Below are 16,436 nucleotides of genomic sequence, written 5' to 3' on the forward strand. Positions count from 1 at the left end.
GCTTATGTTTCTTAGCCTGAATAGCAAGCGAATTTGTTTGGTTCAAGACGGGTTGAGCGCGTCTAGTGTTACTTTTTCCTCTGGTTTATCATTCAAAGGTAAACTCTTTACTAATGAAATAAGCGCATCATAATCATAGGTTTGCTTTTTTCCGCCATACGCAATTGCTTGGAGTTGTGAGATGGTATCGCTTAATTTAGGTTGCTGTTGGCTGAGTTGAATAAGGGTGAGTTCCTTATTCGAAGCCGTCTGATAATAGTGCAAAAGCGCTTTGAGCGTTTGGCTTGCATTTTTGTCTTGTGCTGCTATCTGTAACGCGTTCAATGCCTGTGCAGTGTTGGCCTTTGTCCCTTGTGGATGTCCCTGATTACTGAGGTTTTCAACGGATATTTGCGTCAGTTGCTTTGTGCGTGCTTGATACAGCATCCCTAATGTCAATAGCCAGCAGAGAGCGAGAAATCCACTGAGCCAAGGCCAAAATCCTGCTCGTGGTTCTGAAGTCTGCGCGGGCGGAAGATTCGTCGCTTGCAGCAGGACAGGTGCGACGACTTGAACTGTTCGAGCTGGGATTTTTGCAAAATCTTGTTTTTTAAGGTGTGGGTTCCACCAAGGCACGATAATTTCTGGAAGCGTGAAACTACCTGCTGTTGTTGGAACAATTGCCGTGGTTTGGACTAGTTGTGAAACGAGGCGTTGATCCCGCACAATGCTTTTTCTTTGGGGCTTCTCAGGGTAAGTTTTGAGGCCTTGCGGCAAGTTTTGTTCAATCTCTGGGAGTTGTGACTCGTCAGCATTGGAGGCTATGAGAGTGATCTCTCGCGTGATTGGGCTGCCGACTTGGTATTCTGTCGTTTTGTTTGCGTCTTCTTGTGGCCAACTTTCTTTCAATACCACTAAGTCAGCAACCAATGCTGTACCTTGCAGGTGTGCTGGCAAAGAGTTCACCAATACCACATGTTTTTGTGCTCGAGCATGCATAGGACGGCTTTCATTAAACGTAAACAAGCCTTGGCGGCCCGGTGCATTGATGAGTATGTCTCCCGCAAAGCTTGCACCTGCAATCGTCAGTTCACCAGGGAAGCTCGGTGTAATTGCATAGGTTCGCTCAATCACGCGAAACCTACGGCCATCCACCAGTTGGTCGAAATCTTTGTCGTCGCCAATTTGTTTAATTTTCGCACCTTCGAGTACTGGAGCGTTAATGGCCCCCCGTTGTAACTCAGCAGCTAAAAATAGGCGAACGGTATAAATCAGCATTTGTCCGACATAGGCTTCTTGGCTTGATAGTTCTGCCTCAATAAAAAGATTTTTCATTTTCTCCGGTATTGCCGTCGCATCAACAACTTTAAGTGGAATTGGGTTGGAGCCAATTTTATCAATACGTAGGGAAGGGATAGTGATTTGCCCTTTATTCTTTGGTGCGAGAAGAATTTGCCACCGGGTTTCTTTTGATGTTTTAAAATTGATCATCTGAGTGCTGCGGCTCACGCTTGTGCGACCGACGATAAAATCTTTCAATAAAACAGAGGTATCTAGATTTGCGGCATCAATTTCGTCATCGGCCACAATATTTAAAACAAAATACTCACCTTGGGTAACTGGGTTTCTATCAACCGAAGCCTGAATGCTACTCAAGGCATAGCTGTGGCTTGAAAGTATCAATAAAAATGCTGCTATCATTAAATGACGAATTACCACTGTTGTTTTTCCCTTACTTTTTGACCGCGCTGACGGCGTTTCTCATATTCAAGCTGCATTTTATTGCGAAGTAATATTTGAGGATCTTCCTTAATGGCTTGAAGAGCCTGCTGCATTTCTTCAGGAAGTGCTTGCTCGCTTTGCTTTACACTAGCTTGCTGCTGCGCTTGCGCAGATTTACTTGGGTCATTTTCAGAACTATCGTTCTCTTGTTGAGTAACCGCTTGTTGTTCTTGCTGTGCTTGTTCTTTCGAGCCCGCTTGTTGTTCGTTTAAATTCTTTTGTGTTGGGTCAGCTGCCATTTCTGGTGTTGCTGACTGAGTATTTTGATTGGCTTGCTGTGATTTTTGTGCATCAGAGTCTTGAGTCGAAGAGTCTTTCTCTGAAGATGATTGTTCTGATTGGTTTTGCTCAGCGCTATTTTCATGACTAGATTTATTTTGCTGACCATTTTTTTCACTACCTTCACTACCTTCACTACCTTCACTATTTTCTTCGCGGTTTTGCTCGTTATTCTCTTCTTGATTGTTTGACGAGTCAGCATCAGACGGGTTTGGATTTGACTGCTGGTTAGCGAGTTGTTTTGCCAACTCTAGATTTGCTCGGGCATCTGCAAAATCAGGTTGTTTTTCTAGCGCTTGTTGGTAACGTTGCTGTGCCTCTGCATATTTTCCCATCTGCATGAGTGCATTCCCTTGATTAAAATGCCCTCGCGCTGACTTATCCTGCTCAAATTGCTTCAGTGCGGCTTCATAGTTGCCATTTTTGTAGAGGGCTGACGCTTGCCATTGTTGATGCTCGAATATATTGGCTGCTTTTTCGTAGTCATTTGCTTGATAAGCTTGCTGTGCTTGTTGATTTTTGGTTTGCCATAGATCTTGCCAATCCATCGCGTAAGATTTTGGTAAAGGAAGAATAAATAGCAAGCATAAGCTTGCGAACAAGCCATGTCTAAAGCTTAGCAATACAGGAATAATTAATAGGAGTGCCACAAAAGGACCGAGATCGCGCCATGCCTCTCCAGTGAGCTGTGTTTCAACCTCACTTCCTTCTTGTGCTAACCAGCCAATGAGCGTGGTGACTTCTGAACTGTCTGCTTGAGCAATGAATACACGGCCATGACTTTGTGCGGCCAGTTGCTGTAGTAGTCCATAATCTGTTTTTGTAATGACTAATTCATTACTGCTATTTCGCAATAGCTGACCGTCAGGAAGACGGATTGGAGATCCTTGAGGGCTGCCTAACGCAAGTATGCCCAATCGATACCCTGTCTGTTTTAACAGGTGAACGCTCTCGTTAAACTCATCTGGAGATACACCATCGGTCAAAACGATGATGTCGCCTCGAATGTGTCCCCCTTGAGCTAATAGGCTTTTTGCTTGGTTTATGGCGAGCGCTAAATTAGACCCTCTAACAGGCATAATATCAGGGCTTAATGTTGGGATAAGGTTAAGTAAAGTTGCCGAGTCCGTTGTGAGCGGGCTAATGGTGAAGGCGTCACCTGCATAGGCAATCAAGCCCGTTTCTCCATCTTTGATTGTTTTAAGAAAATCAATCGCCCGAAAACGGGATTGTGTTAATCGATTTGGGGTGAGATCGGTGGCGTACATTGAGAGTGACATATCCATCACCAGTACACGACCTTGCTGGCTCGCAAAAACGGGAAGTTCTTGCTGGTTGACTGCAGGTCCTGCCAATGCAATAACCGCGATAAGCCAAGCAAAACCTAGACTATATAGGTTGTATTTGGTCGTTGTGTGTTCACCGTTTACCAAAACGTTGGCAAGGTGTGGCGCAATATAACGATGCCATCCATGACTGTGTGATTTTCTTCGCCAACTGATCAAGCAAAGTATAAGCAGAGGCACAATAGCCCAAAGCCATTCGGGTCGAATAAAATGTAACGTCATGACTTCGGCCTCCGCAGCGGTTTGGTGAAAATGTGTAAAGAGGCTAAGTATTGTAAGCAGCTTAAAATTAGGCCGATGGCAAGTGGCCAATAGAACAGCTCTGTTTTTGGTCGATAGCTCAATTGTTCACGGCTGACGGGTTCGAGTTGATCAATTGCTTGATAGATTTCTTGTAACTCTTCCGTATTTCGGGCTCTAAAGTATTGCCCGCCGGTGAGACTTGCTATGTGGCTGAGTTGTGTCTCATCTAAATCTGAAGAAGGGTTAACTCTTTCTGTACCAAAAAAGGATCGGCGCTCAAGAACTTCAGCACCAACCCCGATTGTGTAAATGGTGATGTTCCGTTGCTTAGCTATTTCAGCTGCTTGTTCTGGGGTGATGCTCCCTGCGTTATTGGTCCCATCAGTTAACAAGATCAACACGCGGTTACTTTGTTCGATTTTATCAAAGCGTTTGACCGCGAGACCTATGGCCTCACCAATGGCAGTTTGTTTTCCGACGAGGCCGATTTGTGCTTCCTTTAAAAACTGTGCGATTGAACGTCGATCTTGAGTGAGCGGAGATTGCAAATACGCGTGATCGGCAAACAAAATGAGGCCGAGCCTATCTCCTTGACGACGCTCGATAAACTCACTGAGTACATGCTGGATGAGTCGAAAACGATCAACGCGTTTTCCATCAATAACCATATCATCGATTTGCATGCTGCCAGACAAGTCCACTGCCAGCATTAAGTCGCGTCCACGGCTGGGGAGGTCTATGGGATCGCCTAGCCATTGTGGTCGAATGAGGGCTGCGATTAGCATTAACCAAATAAACCAACTGCCTTTGTTACTCAAATTGGTATTGCTGTGAGATGTTGTGTGGATACGACTTGCAGCGCCAGGAAGCAGCAGATGGCCACTAGCTTGTGCTTGTGGCTTTCTTTTAATGAGAAATGGCAGTGGCAGCAACAAAACGAGCCATAGCCATGCGAAAGAAATCATGACTTGAACTCCTGAGCCACACTGGTTTGTTGAAGATGCTTTGGCTGGCAGGTTAGGGTTGGTGCCACTACTTTTAGCCATAGGATTGCAGATGTTTTTGCGTGCTGCCAATCTTCTTGGCTAATTGCAATCGGTTGATAGCTTTGGTTGAACATCTTTTCTAAGTGCTGCCATTCAAAATGTTGGTTTTTGTGTTCTGGAATTTGAGCTTTTAACCAATGAAGCCATGCCGGGCCGGTTAAATTAGCCACTTGCTCTCTGGGCACATAATGCATCACAACGCGCTTTAATGTACTACTGAGTGTGAGTGCGGTTTTAGTTTCATCATATTCGATTGATTTAATCGCGCTGATCCCAAGTTTTATAATCGCGTAGCGCCGTTGACGGCGAATTAAGTAAAGCGCGATACCGAGACTAGTAGCGATTAAAATAAATGCGAGCACGACATAACCCAAAGCGATTGGCCAGACGCCAATAGGCTCTGGAGTCACAATATCTTTAAGTTGTGCAAGTGCGGGGTTTGCTTCCTCAATTGTTGCTATGGCGTAGTTTGATTGGGTTGCTAAAGCCAGGCTGAACAACTTCAAGGTTTGACTGAATCGCCCTTTGCCGATGAGTTTTTCAGGTTCGTTAAGGGTGCTGTCTGTTCGGTTCATCATAGTTGTAAACATTAGCGGAGCAACTCCATTTGGTCGGCTAATGTTTTCGCTGCATCGATATAACGGGTTTCAATGTTTAGTTTCGCTAGCATTTGTGCCACATTATTTTGTTGAGAAAGCTGGCCGTTTAACCAGTGTTGATAGCTCTTTCTATCGAGTATTCGTTCTTGCTCTGCATCTTTCACTGGCAAACGAAACTGCTTTGGGAGCGCCTTTGTGCCTTGGCGCAATGGGTCGGTAATGAGGAAAGTTCCGATGTCGCAATGTCGCTTTAGCTCTGATAGCGGTGGGATGCAGGTATCATTGATGTTGTATCCATCTGAAACAATCCAAATGAGTGATCCTGGCTTGGCCAGTCGCTGAAGTCGTTGACACGCTTCGGCAAGATGGTTTTTATCAGTAGTTCGAGATGCAAATTGCTTGATTTGGTTTCCATGTACTTTCGCCATTGCGGAAATCAAACTTAATATGCCTTGCTGTCGGCTTCTGGGCTTAAGCTCAATATGTTCTGTTTCTGACGAGATCAGTGCGCCAATTTTGTCGCCGTGCTCTATTGCGTTCCACCCCAGTGCCGCAGCGAGGTGCGCTGCTTGTACCGATTGCAGCATCAGGCTTGAGCCAAAATAAAGGCTCGCGCTGAGATCAACCAAGATAATGACAGGGCGCTCACGTTCTTCAACAAAAAGTTTTGTGTGTGCTTTACCTGTTCTGGCTGTGACTCGCCAGTCAATGGTTCGCACATCATCACCACTCTGATAATGTCTGACTTCTGCGAACTCCATGCCGCGCCCTTTGATGAGGCTGCCGCGATGGCCGGCAAGATTGGCCCGAGCACGATTGTTGCGCTCGGGAATGGCTTTTGCGATAGCTTGGCAAGCGATAAGCTCTTGCTGATTTAAATGAATACCATCGGCAAACAGGGGAAGTGATATGGGTTCAGACATTTAAGGTACGGCTACCAAACTTAAAATGTGGTGAATGACGTCGTCCCTGCTGATACCTTCAGCTTGCGCTTGGTAGCTCAAAAGTAGACGATGGCGCAGTACATTCGGTGTTACTGCTTGTATATCTTCTGGTGAAACAAAATCTCGATTATGCAACCAAGCTCTCGCTCGAGCACATCTCTCAATGGATTGAGTAGCTCGAGGGCTGACACCATAGTCCAACCATTTGGCAAGTTCATCGCTGTATTTATGAGTCTGGCGGGTGGCCATGACAATATCGACAATGTAATTTTCCAGAGGCTCGGCAAGATACAGTTGTAGTGCTTCATTACGTGCTGCAAATATTTCCTCTTGCGACAAATTCTCAATTTGAGGCATGGTCTTGGTCATGGCTTCATTTCGAGATAAACGTAAAATTTCCAGTTCAGTTTCAGCTGATGGATAGTCTAGGTTTAAATGCATCAGGAAACGATCTAACTGCGCTTCGGGTAGCGGGTAGGTCCCTTCGTTTTCGAGTGGGTTCTGCGTCGCCATCACTAAAAATAGTTCAGGAAGCTGGTAGCTATTTTTTCCTACTGTGACTTGCCCTTCAGCCATCGCCTCAAGTAGAGCAGACTGCACTTTTGCCGGTGCACGGTTGATTTCGTCTGCCAAGATTAGGTTATGAAAAATAGGACCAGCTTCAAATTCAAACGTCGCTGTTTGAGCTCGATAAATATCGGTTCCGGTTAGATCCGCCGGAAGCAAATCGGGCGTAAATTGAATTCGATGAAAATCTCCTTCAACGCCATCGCACAAAGCTTTCACTGCTCGGGTTTTAGCAAGACCTGGGGGGCCTTCCACGAGTAAGTGGCCATCTGCAAGTAATGCAATAAGTAGGTTTTCAGTCAAACATGGCTGTCCCAATATGACAAGATTGAGATAGTTTTTTAAGGATTCAAATCGGCTCAAAGGCATGGTGTTACTCAAATAATTGTTCTACTGATCAATAGACTGCACATATGGTAAATAATTCCATATGCCGTTGGCTAGTGTAAAAATGCAAACAAGTGTTTAAAACTTGAGATTAAAAAGTTAGAATCAGATCACACTTTTATGGTCTGACCTGTTAAAGCGGTACGGGTTAACAAGGATATAAACAATACGTTACCTAATTTTAGGTAAAAAGTATGCATAAATTGAGGGCGACAAATGAGTGATAGACAACGGGTGACTAATGCCAATGGCGATCGGATCGCAATTGTTGCAGGACTTCGAACCCCATTTGCTAAGCAAGCAACCGCGTTTCATGGTGTTTCAGCACTAGACATGGGGAAAATGGTTGTAAATGAGCTACTTTCTCGCGCTGAGCTCGATCCTAAAGTTGTCGAACAACTTGTTTATGGGCAGGTTATCCAAATGCCTGCCGCGCCCAATATTGCTCGTGAAATCGTGTTGGGCACTGGTATGGACGTTGCGACAGATGCGTATAGCGTGACTCGAGCCTGTGCGACGAGCTTTCAATCCACGGTGAATATTGCCGAATCTATTATGGCAGGCACCATTGATGTGGGCATTGCTGGTGGCTCGGACTCCTCTTCAGTTTTACCGATTACCGTATCAAAAAGGTTGGCTCATTCGTTAGTCGATTTGAATAAGGCGCGCACGCTTGGACAAAAACTTGCTATCGCTAAACGACTGCGTCTGAAAGACCTGTTACCAGTGCCACCGGCTGTTGCCGAGTACTCTACGGGCTTTTCGATGGGACAAACTGCAGAGCAGATGGCAAAGTCCCACGGCATCAGTCGTGCTGATCAAGATGCACTTGCACATCGTTCCCATACGTTAGCTGCAGCAACATGGAATTCAGGAAACCTAACCCAGGAAGTCATGACCGCGCATGTTCCCCCTTACAAACAATTCATCGAACGGGATAACAATATTCGTGAAGACTCAGTGCTTGAATCTTACGCTAAGCTACGCCCTGTCTTTGACAGAAAGCATGGCACTGTAACCGCTGCGAATAGTACGCCGCTGACAGATGGGGCTTCAGCAATTTTGTTGATGAATGAGTCTAAAGCCAAAGCAATGGGTTATCAGCCACTCGGTTATCTAAAAAGCTATGCATTTAGCGCAATTGATGTTTGGGAAGATTTATTGATGGGGCCTTCTTATGCGACCCCTCTTGCCCTTGCAAGAGCCGGTATGGAGTTAGAAGATTTAACCTTGATTGAGATGCATGAGGCATTTGCCTCGCAGGCACTAGCCAATATGAAAATGTTTGGGTCGAAGAAGTTTGCCGAAGAAAAACTTGGTCGTAACCGTGCTATTGGCGAAATTGATATGGATAAGTTTAATGTGACTGGTGGTTCATTGGCTTATGGTCACCCTTTTGCAGCAACAGGGGCACGGTTAATTACTCAGCTCTGTAATGAGTTGCAGCGCAGAGGTGGCGGAACCGGTCTTGCGACCGCATGTGCGGCGGGTGGTCTAGGCGCGGCGATGATAGTGGAAGTGGAGTAAAAAGACATGGAAAAGACTTTTGATTTAAGCCGCCGCGAAGACGGTGTTGCCATTTTGACTATGGATGTACCGGGCGAAACCATGAATACGCTCCGTGCGGAATTCGGCAGTGAAATCAGTGAGATTTTGAAAGAAATAAAATCTGACCAATCGATTCGTGGTTTGGTAATTATATCTGGCAAAGTGGATTCTTTTGTTGCGGGTGCAGACATCGCCATGCTTGATGCCTGTAAAACCGCCGCAGATGCGAAGGCGCTTTCCTCTCAAGGGCACCTCGTATTTAATGAATTGGTTGAACTAAACATTCCGGTTGTCGCGGCAATTAATGGTGCATGTCTAGGGGGCGGGTTAGAACTTGCACTTGCTTGTCATCAACGCGTTGCGACCGACAATAAGAAAACCATGCTTGGCGTTCCTGAAGTCCAACTCGGATTACTCCCTGGTGGCGGCGGTACACAAAGGTTACCGCGTTTAGTTGGCGTTGCTAAAGCCCTTGATATGATGCTCACCGGTAAGCAAGTTCGGCCAAAACAAGCGCTCAAAATGGGGCTTGTCGATGACGTGGTTCCCCAGTCAATTTTGCTGGAAACAGCGGTTCAAATGGCATTGCAAGGCAACCCTGTTCGTCAAAAACCTAAACAAAGTAAGATCAATACCGTGCTTGAACTGACGAAAGTTGGACGGAACATTATGTTTGACCAAGCAGCCAAGCAGGTACTTAAAAAAACACAAGGTAATTATCCTGCTCCTGAAAAAATTATTGATTGTGTTAAGCAAGGGTTAGACCGTGGGATAAGCCATGGCTTAGAGGTCGAAGCAAGCCATTTTGCAGATTTAGTTGCTTCGCCTGAGTCCGCAGCACTGCGCTCTATCTTCTTCGCGACCACAGAAATGAAAAAGGAAACGGGTGCACAAGGTGTTGAACCCAAAGTGGTGAAAAAAGCTATGGTGCTTGGCGGTGGTTTAATGGGAGGCGGAATTGCATCAGTAACAACCACTAAGGCTAAGGTTCCGGTGAGAGTGAAAGACATCAATCAACAAGGATTGAGTAATGCACTAGCTTACGCCTATAAATTGTTAGAGAAAGGGGTAAAGCGTCGTCATATGACACCCGCAGTGCGAGACGGCTTGATGGCATTGATGACAACAACGACAGACTATGTTGGTGTAAAAGATGCGGATATTGTTGTCGAAGCAGTTTTTGAAGACTTAGATCTTAAGCATCAAATGGTCAAGGATGTCGAAAGAGAGTGTCACCAAGATACTATTTTTGCTTCTAACACTTCTTCATTGCCGATAGGCCAAATAGCCGCTGTGGCGGAACGACCTGAAAACGTGATTGGTCTTCATTATTTCTCACCTGTTGAAAAAATGCCGTTAGTCGAAGTCATAGCCCATGACAAAACTTCTCCAGCAACCATTGCGACAACCGTTGCTTTTGCAAAGCAGCAAGGAAAAACACCAATCGTTGTCAAAGATGGTGCGGGTTTTTATGTCAATCGCATCTTAGCGCTCTATATGAATGAAACGGCACAAGTACTCTTAGAAGGGCAAGATGTTGCCAAACTTGATCGTGCATTTGTGAAGTTTGGATTCCCTGTTGGCCCAATGACTTTATTGGATGAAGTTGGAATTGACGTGGGAGCGAAGATATCCCCGATTTTGCAGCGTGAGTTAGGAGAGCGATTTGTTGCGCCAAGTGCGTTTGACAAGCTCCTTGCTGATGATCGCAAAGGCCGTAAAAACGGAAAAGGCTTTTATGTATACGGAAAGCAGGCAAAGAAGGGTAAAAAACAAGTTGATGAAACTGTCTATAACATTTTAGGCATCACACCTTCGGAAAGTTTGGATGCTGCTGATGTAACAATGCGTTGCGTCTTACAAATGCTCAATGAAGCAGCTCGCTGCCTCGAAGAAGGTATTATTGCCAATCCACGAGATGGTGACATTGGAGCTATTTTTGGTATTGGTTTCCCACCATTTTTGGGCGGTCCGTTTAGGTACATGGATAGTCTTGGTATCGGAAGCGTTGTGCAACAACTGCAAGGGTACCAAGAAAAATATGGTGAACGGTTTGAACCTTGTCAGTTGCTACAAACCATGGCGGACTCTGATGCGCGCTTTTTTGAATAAGATTGGATTTACTCAATGAGCGTGAATAGGAAAGGGAGGCAACGATAGCTTTCCGGTATTTAAAAAGCGGCAATTGATTGCCGCTTTTTTTACTCTTTCCGGCACAGCCTTGCCTGTTATTTGTTCAGATTTGAGTGGTTTTCGGTTATCATCTGTCCACATTTGTAAGGTAAAAGTGTTATTTCAAAATGCGATATAATGCTTTTTTTATGTATAGAGGTATGTAAGTGGCTGGATTGATATTCATTTTTTCTATGTTGTGCGGGTACTCGTTAGGGTATTTAGCGTTTAAACATGGGTTGTCAGTATGGCGCTGGGCTGTTCTTGGAAGTGTATTTGGCCCTTTAGTATGGCCTTTGTTTATGACACACAAGCAACTTGCATATCGGCGCAGTACCCAGCGTGACGATGTTAATCTGCAATTTTAATTCATGAGCTGCAGTCATGAAAAAAGGAGCCAGAGGCTCCTTTTTCGTATGCTAAGCAAATGCAAATTTATTGCGTTAGTTCCACCAACCTTTTGCAGGAACTTCTTCCAAGTGCATCAAACCTTCAGGCAACTTTACTTGCTTACGAGTTGTTTTAGATAGACCAAGTGCTTTTTTCAAAGAATCTAACATTGTGAACTCCTTAAGCGATTTCAGTAAATGAATAAGTGATTTGTGATTGTTCTATTTGTTTATTCCATAAGTGTTCTAAGCTAGCAAACTTCATCGGTTCATGTCTGACTATGGGGAGACCAGCAACTTGAATGGGGTCATGTCTGACAATTGGAAGTCCAGCAATTTGAACAGGTTCATGTCTAACTATGGGGAGGCCGGCAATTTGAACAGGTTCATGTCTAACGATGGGGAGGCCGGCAATTTGAATGGGTTCATGTCTAACTATGGGGAGGCCGGCAATTTGAACAGGTTCATGTCTAACTATGGGGAGGCCGGCAACTTGAATCGGTTCATGTCTAACGATGGGGAGGCCGGCAATTTGAATAGGTTCATGTCTGACTATGGGAAGCCCGGCAACTTGATTAGAGCCATGCTTGATAATTGGTAGGCTTATAATGTGAGTTGATTTGCTTTTTTTTGTTTTTAAATCAAAAACCTTTACGAGAGGATGTGAGCTCTTGTTTCCTGATATAAGTTGTGCTGTATTAGCTGTCTCTATTGGTGTGCTTATTAATAAAGAGGTTAAAGTAATTAATCCAGTTATCATTGTATGTACTCTCGTTGTTTTCAATAAATTGACGTCGAGAGTACATAGCAGTTCTTGTGCCAATTCTTCGTATTGGCAAATTTTAACTATTTGATATTGGTCACATTTAGCATTGCGCTTTGTTTTTCCAATAATTCTGAAAATTCGTTATGAGGGATTGCTTTGCTAAACAAGAAACCTTGTATTTCTTGGCAGTTTAACCCCTTTAAGATATTGAGTTGTGACATATCTTCTACGCCTTCTCCAATCACAGATAACCCCATGTTATGAGCTATAGTAATGATAGAGTCTACCATTTTCATGTCTTGTTCTGATTTATCAATGTCATCGACAAAACTTTTATCTATCTTCAGCGTATGTATCGGAAAGCGTTTTAAATAAGACAGGGAAGAATATCCTGTGCCAAAGTCATCTAGTGCAAGGTGAACACCTTTATCAGCTAGTTGTTTCATAACTTCTATGGCTTTTTCTGGATTTTTGATCACAGTGCCTTCTGTTATTTCCAACTCCAAATGTTTAGGAGGTAATTTGGTCAATTTTAGTGTTGAATCTATTCTTTCTACGAGATCTGGTAATGCGAATTGGTGAGATGACAAATTAATGGCTACACGCCCTTGAAACAATCCAGATTCCACCCATTGATGGGCTGCAAAACATGCTTTTCTTAAAACAATGTCGCCTATTTCTACAATTAAACCATTAGACTCTGCGAAAGGTATAAATTCATTCGGGGGGACTAAACCAAATACAGGGTGGTTTAGCCGAACCAACGCCTCCATACCCGTAATTTCATTGAGCTTTATGTTCACTTTTGGTTGATAATAAACTTCAAATAAATCATCTTTTAAACCATCTCGTATCAGGTTTTCTGTTTCCAATTGTTTGATTGCGTTTTTATTTAGTGACTCAGAAAAGAATTGGTATCGGTTTCCGCCTGCTGATTTCGCATAATACATTGCAATATCTGCTTTCCGTAATAGTGCTTTTTCGTCGATCTCGTCTTCAGGGTAAAGCACGATGCCTATACTTGCTCCAATGGTTAGCTTTTCGTTGTCAACTTCGAAATGATTTCTGAAGCATTCAATTATTCGCGAAGCTATTGCGGTACTGGCATTTAAAGCGAAAGTATTATCGACTAAAATTGCAAATTCGTCTCCACCTAGTCTATATATAATTGCGTCTTTAGAAATCTGTTCGTGAATTCTATGTGCAATTTGTATAAGTAACTCATCTCCTATTTGATGCCCTAATGAATCATTAATTCTTTTAAAGTTATCAATATCTAATACCATTAGCGCATGAGGAGCCTTTCTTTTGACTATATGGCCTAGAGTAACTTGGAGGTTTGAGCGGTTTGGTAAACCAGTTAACAAATCAGTATTGGTAAGTTTTCTAAGCTCTTCTTCTTGTTTTTTTCGTATCGAAATGTCCGAAAAAACGCCGACATAATGGCTCAGCTCACCGGCTGCATCGTATATCGCATCTATAGTCAGTTCCATCGAGAAGCTCGAACCATCGCCTTTAGACGCCTCAACTTCACCATACCATTGACTTTGCTGGCTTAATATAGCTCTGATTTTATCTGAAAAGTGTTCAGGGTATAAATCAAAGCGAAGAATCTGACCGATAAAATAGTTCCGAGACTTGAGTGCGATACTGCAACATGCTTCATTGACTTCTACAAAACGATAATTGCTATCGAGAATGAAAACCCCTTCAGATATATTTTCAATGGCTCGTTCAAACAGCCTTAATTGCTCTTCTGCATGTTTGAAGTTATTGATATTTTTAATAGTACCTGTCATACGCAGCGCATTGTCATTTTGATCTCTTTCAACGATTTTAGCTCTGTCCAATATCCAGACCCACTGACCATCTTTCGCTTTTACGCGATACGCAGCCTCAAAATGATCGGTTTCGCCATAAAAGTGTTTATCAAGTGCCTCTTGTACTCTTTTTTGATCAATTGGATGTATATTGCTTTCTTCATTATTAAGACCGGAGCGCTGACCATCTTTTGGAAAGTCGAGTTCACCCCAAATATTCGAACGGAAAATTTTTCCAGATTCAATATCCCAGTCCCACATTTCATCACCGCTGCCCCATAATGACAGCTTCAATCTTTCTTCACTTTGAGCTATCTTTTTTTGCGTGTCCCGTCGTTTAAGTATCAACTTTATACTTAGGTATAATAAGAACACAAATATGAAAATGTATACTGCTTTTGCACTAGTCGAGTACCACCATGGGGGGGTTATTTCAATATTTATTACTTTTTTACTTCCTAAATTCCCAGTCACGAGGTCTATTGCATAAACTTCAAAAATATATGTGTCTGGAGGTAAATTAGTGTATGTGGCATAGTGGTTTCCATTGGAGTTAATCCATTCTTCGGATAAACCGTATAGCCTGTATTTGTATAATAATTCATTCTTTGAAAAATTTGGAGCATTGAACTTTATCGTTAAAGGGTATTCTGAATATTTTACTTTTAACAATTGGCTTTCGTTTATACTATCTGTGTAGTATTCTTCTGTGTTTATTACTGGGGAGTTAAAAATTAACAGTTCTTCTAAGTTTGTAATTGGCGCCCCTCGTTTTTTTATAAAGTATTCAATCTCATCAATATTCAATAAGCTGATTCCGTCTTTTCCTCCGAGGAATACATTCCCTTTTAAAGTAGTGCTTGCTTGTGAGTTGTATTCTTTTTGAGCACCTTGAATTGAAGAAAGGTTGATTAGTTTCTTGTTTGAAGAGTTATATGCTATTACGTTGTTAGATGATGCAGCAATAATATAGTCTCCAGAGATTTCCATTGAATATATTATTTTTTGATCTTTGTATATTGTGTTTATCGAATTAGTCTTAGTTGAAAATGTCATGATAGATGTAGATGTGCCAAAATATAAGATGTCACCTAGCATTTTAAGTGAGGCTACAAGCTCATCGTTATATAAAGGCTTTATTATATCGCCATTTTTTTCATACAATCCTGATTGAGATGATATATAGAAAACCCTATTTTTTTTTGTGATGTCATATATAGGGTTTTCAATTTTTGTGTCAAATAAGCTGTGCGTTCTGGTTAGGTAGTTTATTGTAAGCAATTTACCGTCAGATGTTCCTGCATATATTTCATTTGAGTCAATATCACTGCTAATGGAAGTGAAGCTTCCTTTATGCAATTGTTTTACTTTTCCTGTTTTTATATTATAAAGATGTATACCTCTATGGGAACCTATATAAAGATGGCTGGTAGTAATTGCTAAATGTTTAGGGCCAGCAATACCGATATCTATCAAACTATTAATGGTGAAATCTTTTTTATATGTTTTTATAAATTGTGTATCATCGCTTGAGTAAAAAAGGCCTGATTCGGATTGAACTATAGACCAAACGTTGTTCTTTGCTGCAGCTAGGCGTTTGATTAAATTACGTTCTTTTCCTATTATGGTTACTCCTTTGTTATCAGCAGTAATATAGAAATCCCCATTTAATGAATGTATTTCTATGTTTTCAAAACCCTTTGTATCAAAGTTTATTTTTCCAATGGTTTTTGTGGTTATTCCATTCGTGATGCTAATGTTAGAGTTTTTAATGTATGCAATATTGTCATTGTCGTATGTTGTGGCAGCATCTATATCCACGCGAAAGTTTGTTTTTGAGTTTATCCATATGTTGTCACGAAAAACAAAACCATAGTCTTTAGCGCCTTGGAGAAGATTTATTGTTCCCTTTGTTAATAATTTATCCTCGCTGTTTGTTACTTCATATATATATCCATCGTAAGTTCTTAGGTAAACGTTGTGGCTTTCCTTTATGACCTTCTTTATCCCGCGAAAGTTTTTGTTTTCAGTTAATTTAGTTGTCGTTTTTGAACTGAAGTCATAAGAGAATAATGTGTTTTCAGTCCCAATGTACAAATGGTCACCTATTAAATCAAGTGACCAAATCGGTAGTGATTTTAAGTACTCTGTGTTTTCTAAGGGATAAAATTCGTCTTTTACAAGATCGTAAACAATTAACCCCTTATCAGTACCTATGTATAGCTTTTTATCGTTTGACTTTAAACTTCGAATAAATGAACTTGGTAATTCGGATTTTTTATCTGCGAAATATTGTTTGAATTTAGTTCCATCAAATCGGTTCAATCCATTTAAAGTACCAAACCAAGTGTAACCGTAATGATCTCGTGCGATAGAGGTAACCGTGCTTTGTGATAGACCCTCTGTAACATTGTAAGATGTTGATTGTAATTCAATTGGGAATTGTGGCTCAGAAGCATACTCTCTCGCTTGTGCAAAAGAGCACACAAGCCAAAAGAAAAGAAATATAGCTTTCGTTAAAATGTTGATAGGCATAGATTCTAGCTTATTTATTAGTCGTTTGTGCTTG

10 protein-coding genes are annotated in these 16,436 nt (G+C 42.3%); 2 read left to right on the top strand and 8 right to left on the bottom strand.

The annotated features are described in order from the left end of the window. Positions 1–42: 42 nt before the first annotated feature. From IEY18_RS10690 to IEY18_RS10715, 6 genes are read right to left on the bottom strand one after another with little or no spacing between them, the layout of a single operon-like run. Positions 43–1,698: a BatD family protein gene (locus tag IEY18_RS10690; RefSeq protein WP_188920638.1), complete on the bottom strand. Its 1,656-nt coding sequence runs from the start codon at positions 1,696–1,698 to the stop codon at positions 43–45. After that, positions 1,692–3,608, bottom strand: a complete 1,917-nt coding sequence (locus IEY18_RS10695; protein ID WP_188920640.1) for a vWA domain-containing protein — start codon at positions 3,606–3,608, stop codon at positions 1,692–1,694. The genes IEY18_RS10690 and IEY18_RS10695 overlap by 7 nt, the downstream gene beginning before the upstream one ends. Further along, positions 3,605–4,594, bottom strand: coding sequence for a vWA domain-containing protein (locus IEY18_RS10700; RefSeq protein ID WP_188920642.1), 990 nt, complete (start codon positions 4,592–4,594; stop codon positions 3,605–3,607). The genes IEY18_RS10695 and IEY18_RS10700 overlap by 4 nt, the downstream gene beginning before the upstream one ends. Continuing rightward, positions 4,591–5,265 (bottom strand): DUF4381 domain-containing protein, encoded by a 675-nt coding sequence (locus IEY18_RS10705; RefSeq protein ID WP_188920643.1) that lies wholly within the window; start codon positions 5,263–5,265, stop codon positions 4,591–4,593. Before IEY18_RS10705 ends, IEY18_RS10700 begins: the two co-directional genes overlap by 4 nt. Further along, the gene (locus IEY18_RS10710; RefSeq protein ID WP_188920645.1) at positions 5,265–6,197 is read right to left on the bottom strand and encodes a DUF58 domain-containing protein; all 933 of its coding nucleotides are present in this window, start codon (positions 6,195–6,197) and stop codon (positions 5,265–5,267) included. The genes IEY18_RS10705 and IEY18_RS10710 overlap by 1 nt, the downstream gene beginning before the upstream one ends. Beyond that, a complete protein-coding gene (locus tag IEY18_RS10715; RefSeq protein WP_188920930.1) occupies positions 6,198–7,154 on the bottom strand; it encodes an AAA family ATPase in 957 nt (318 codons plus the stop codon). 234 nt (positions 7,155–7,388) lie between these two features. On the opposite strand from IEY18_RS10715, the gene fadI reads away from it, so the two are divergent. Further along, a complete protein-coding gene (gene fadI, locus IEY18_RS10720) occupies positions 7,389–8,699 on the top strand; it encodes an acetyl-CoA C-acyltransferase FadI (RefSeq protein ID WP_188920647.1) in 1,311 nt (436 codons plus the stop codon). A 6-nt stretch (positions 8,700–8,705) separates the two neighbouring features. Next, complete coding sequence (gene fadJ, locus IEY18_RS10725) at positions 8,706–10,832, top strand: fatty acid oxidation complex subunit alpha FadJ (protein WP_188920649.1); 2,127 nt, start codon at positions 8,706–8,708, stop codon at positions 10,830–10,832. Positions 10,833–11,462: 630 nt separating this feature from the next. Here fadJ and IEY18_RS10730 read toward each other — a convergent pair. After that, the gene (locus IEY18_RS10730; RefSeq protein ID WP_188920651.1) at positions 11,463–12,041 is read right to left on the bottom strand and encodes a hypothetical protein; all 579 of its coding nucleotides are present in this window, start codon (positions 12,039–12,041) and stop codon (positions 11,463–11,465) included. Positions 12,042–12,127: 86 nt separating this feature from the next. Beyond that, the gene (locus IEY18_RS10735) at positions 12,128–16,402 is read right to left on the bottom strand and encodes an EAL domain-containing protein (RefSeq protein WP_188920653.1); all 4,275 of its coding nucleotides are present in this window, start codon (positions 16,400–16,402) and stop codon (positions 12,128–12,130) included. Positions 16,403–16,436: the final 34 nt, after the last annotated feature.

Source organism: Shewanella gelidii, from assembly GCF_014647855.1.
Classification (GTDB): Bacteria; Pseudomonadota; Gammaproteobacteria; order Enterobacterales; family Shewanellaceae; genus Shewanella; species Shewanella gelidii.

Excerpts from the sequence above, each read along its gene's own strand:
- fadI (WP_188920647.1), top strand. The coding sequence starts at position 7,389 with ATGAGTGATAGACAACGGGTGACTAATGCCAATGGCGATCGGATCGCA.
- IEY18_RS10705 (WP_188920643.1), bottom strand. The coding sequence starts at position 5,265 with ATGTTTACAACTATGATGAACCGAACAGACAGCACCCTTAACGAACCT.
- IEY18_RS10730 (WP_188920651.1), bottom strand. The coding sequence starts at position 12,041 with ATGATAACTGGATTAATTACTTTAACCTCTTTATTAATAAGCACACCA.
- fadJ (WP_188920649.1), top strand. The coding sequence starts at position 8,706 with ATGGAAAAGACTTTTGATTTAAGCCGCCGCGAAGACGGTGTTGCCATT.
- IEY18_RS10735 (WP_188920653.1), bottom strand. The coding sequence starts at position 16,402 with ATGCCTATCAACATTTTAACGAAAGCTATATTTCTTTTCTTTTGGCTT.
- IEY18_RS10700 (WP_188920642.1), bottom strand. The coding sequence starts at position 4,594 with ATGATTTCTTTCGCATGGCTATGGCTCGTTTTGTTGCTGCCACTGCCA.
- IEY18_RS10695 (WP_188920640.1), bottom strand. The coding sequence starts at position 3,608 with ATGACGTTACATTTTATTCGACCCGAATGGCTTTGGGCTATTGTGCCT.
- IEY18_RS10715 (WP_188920930.1), bottom strand. The coding sequence starts at position 7,154 with ATGCCTTTGAGCCGATTTGAATCCTTAAAAAACTATCTCAATCTTGTC.
- IEY18_RS10710 (WP_188920645.1), bottom strand. The coding sequence starts at position 6,197 with ATGTCTGAACCCATATCACTTCCCCTGTTTGCCGATGGTATTCATTTA.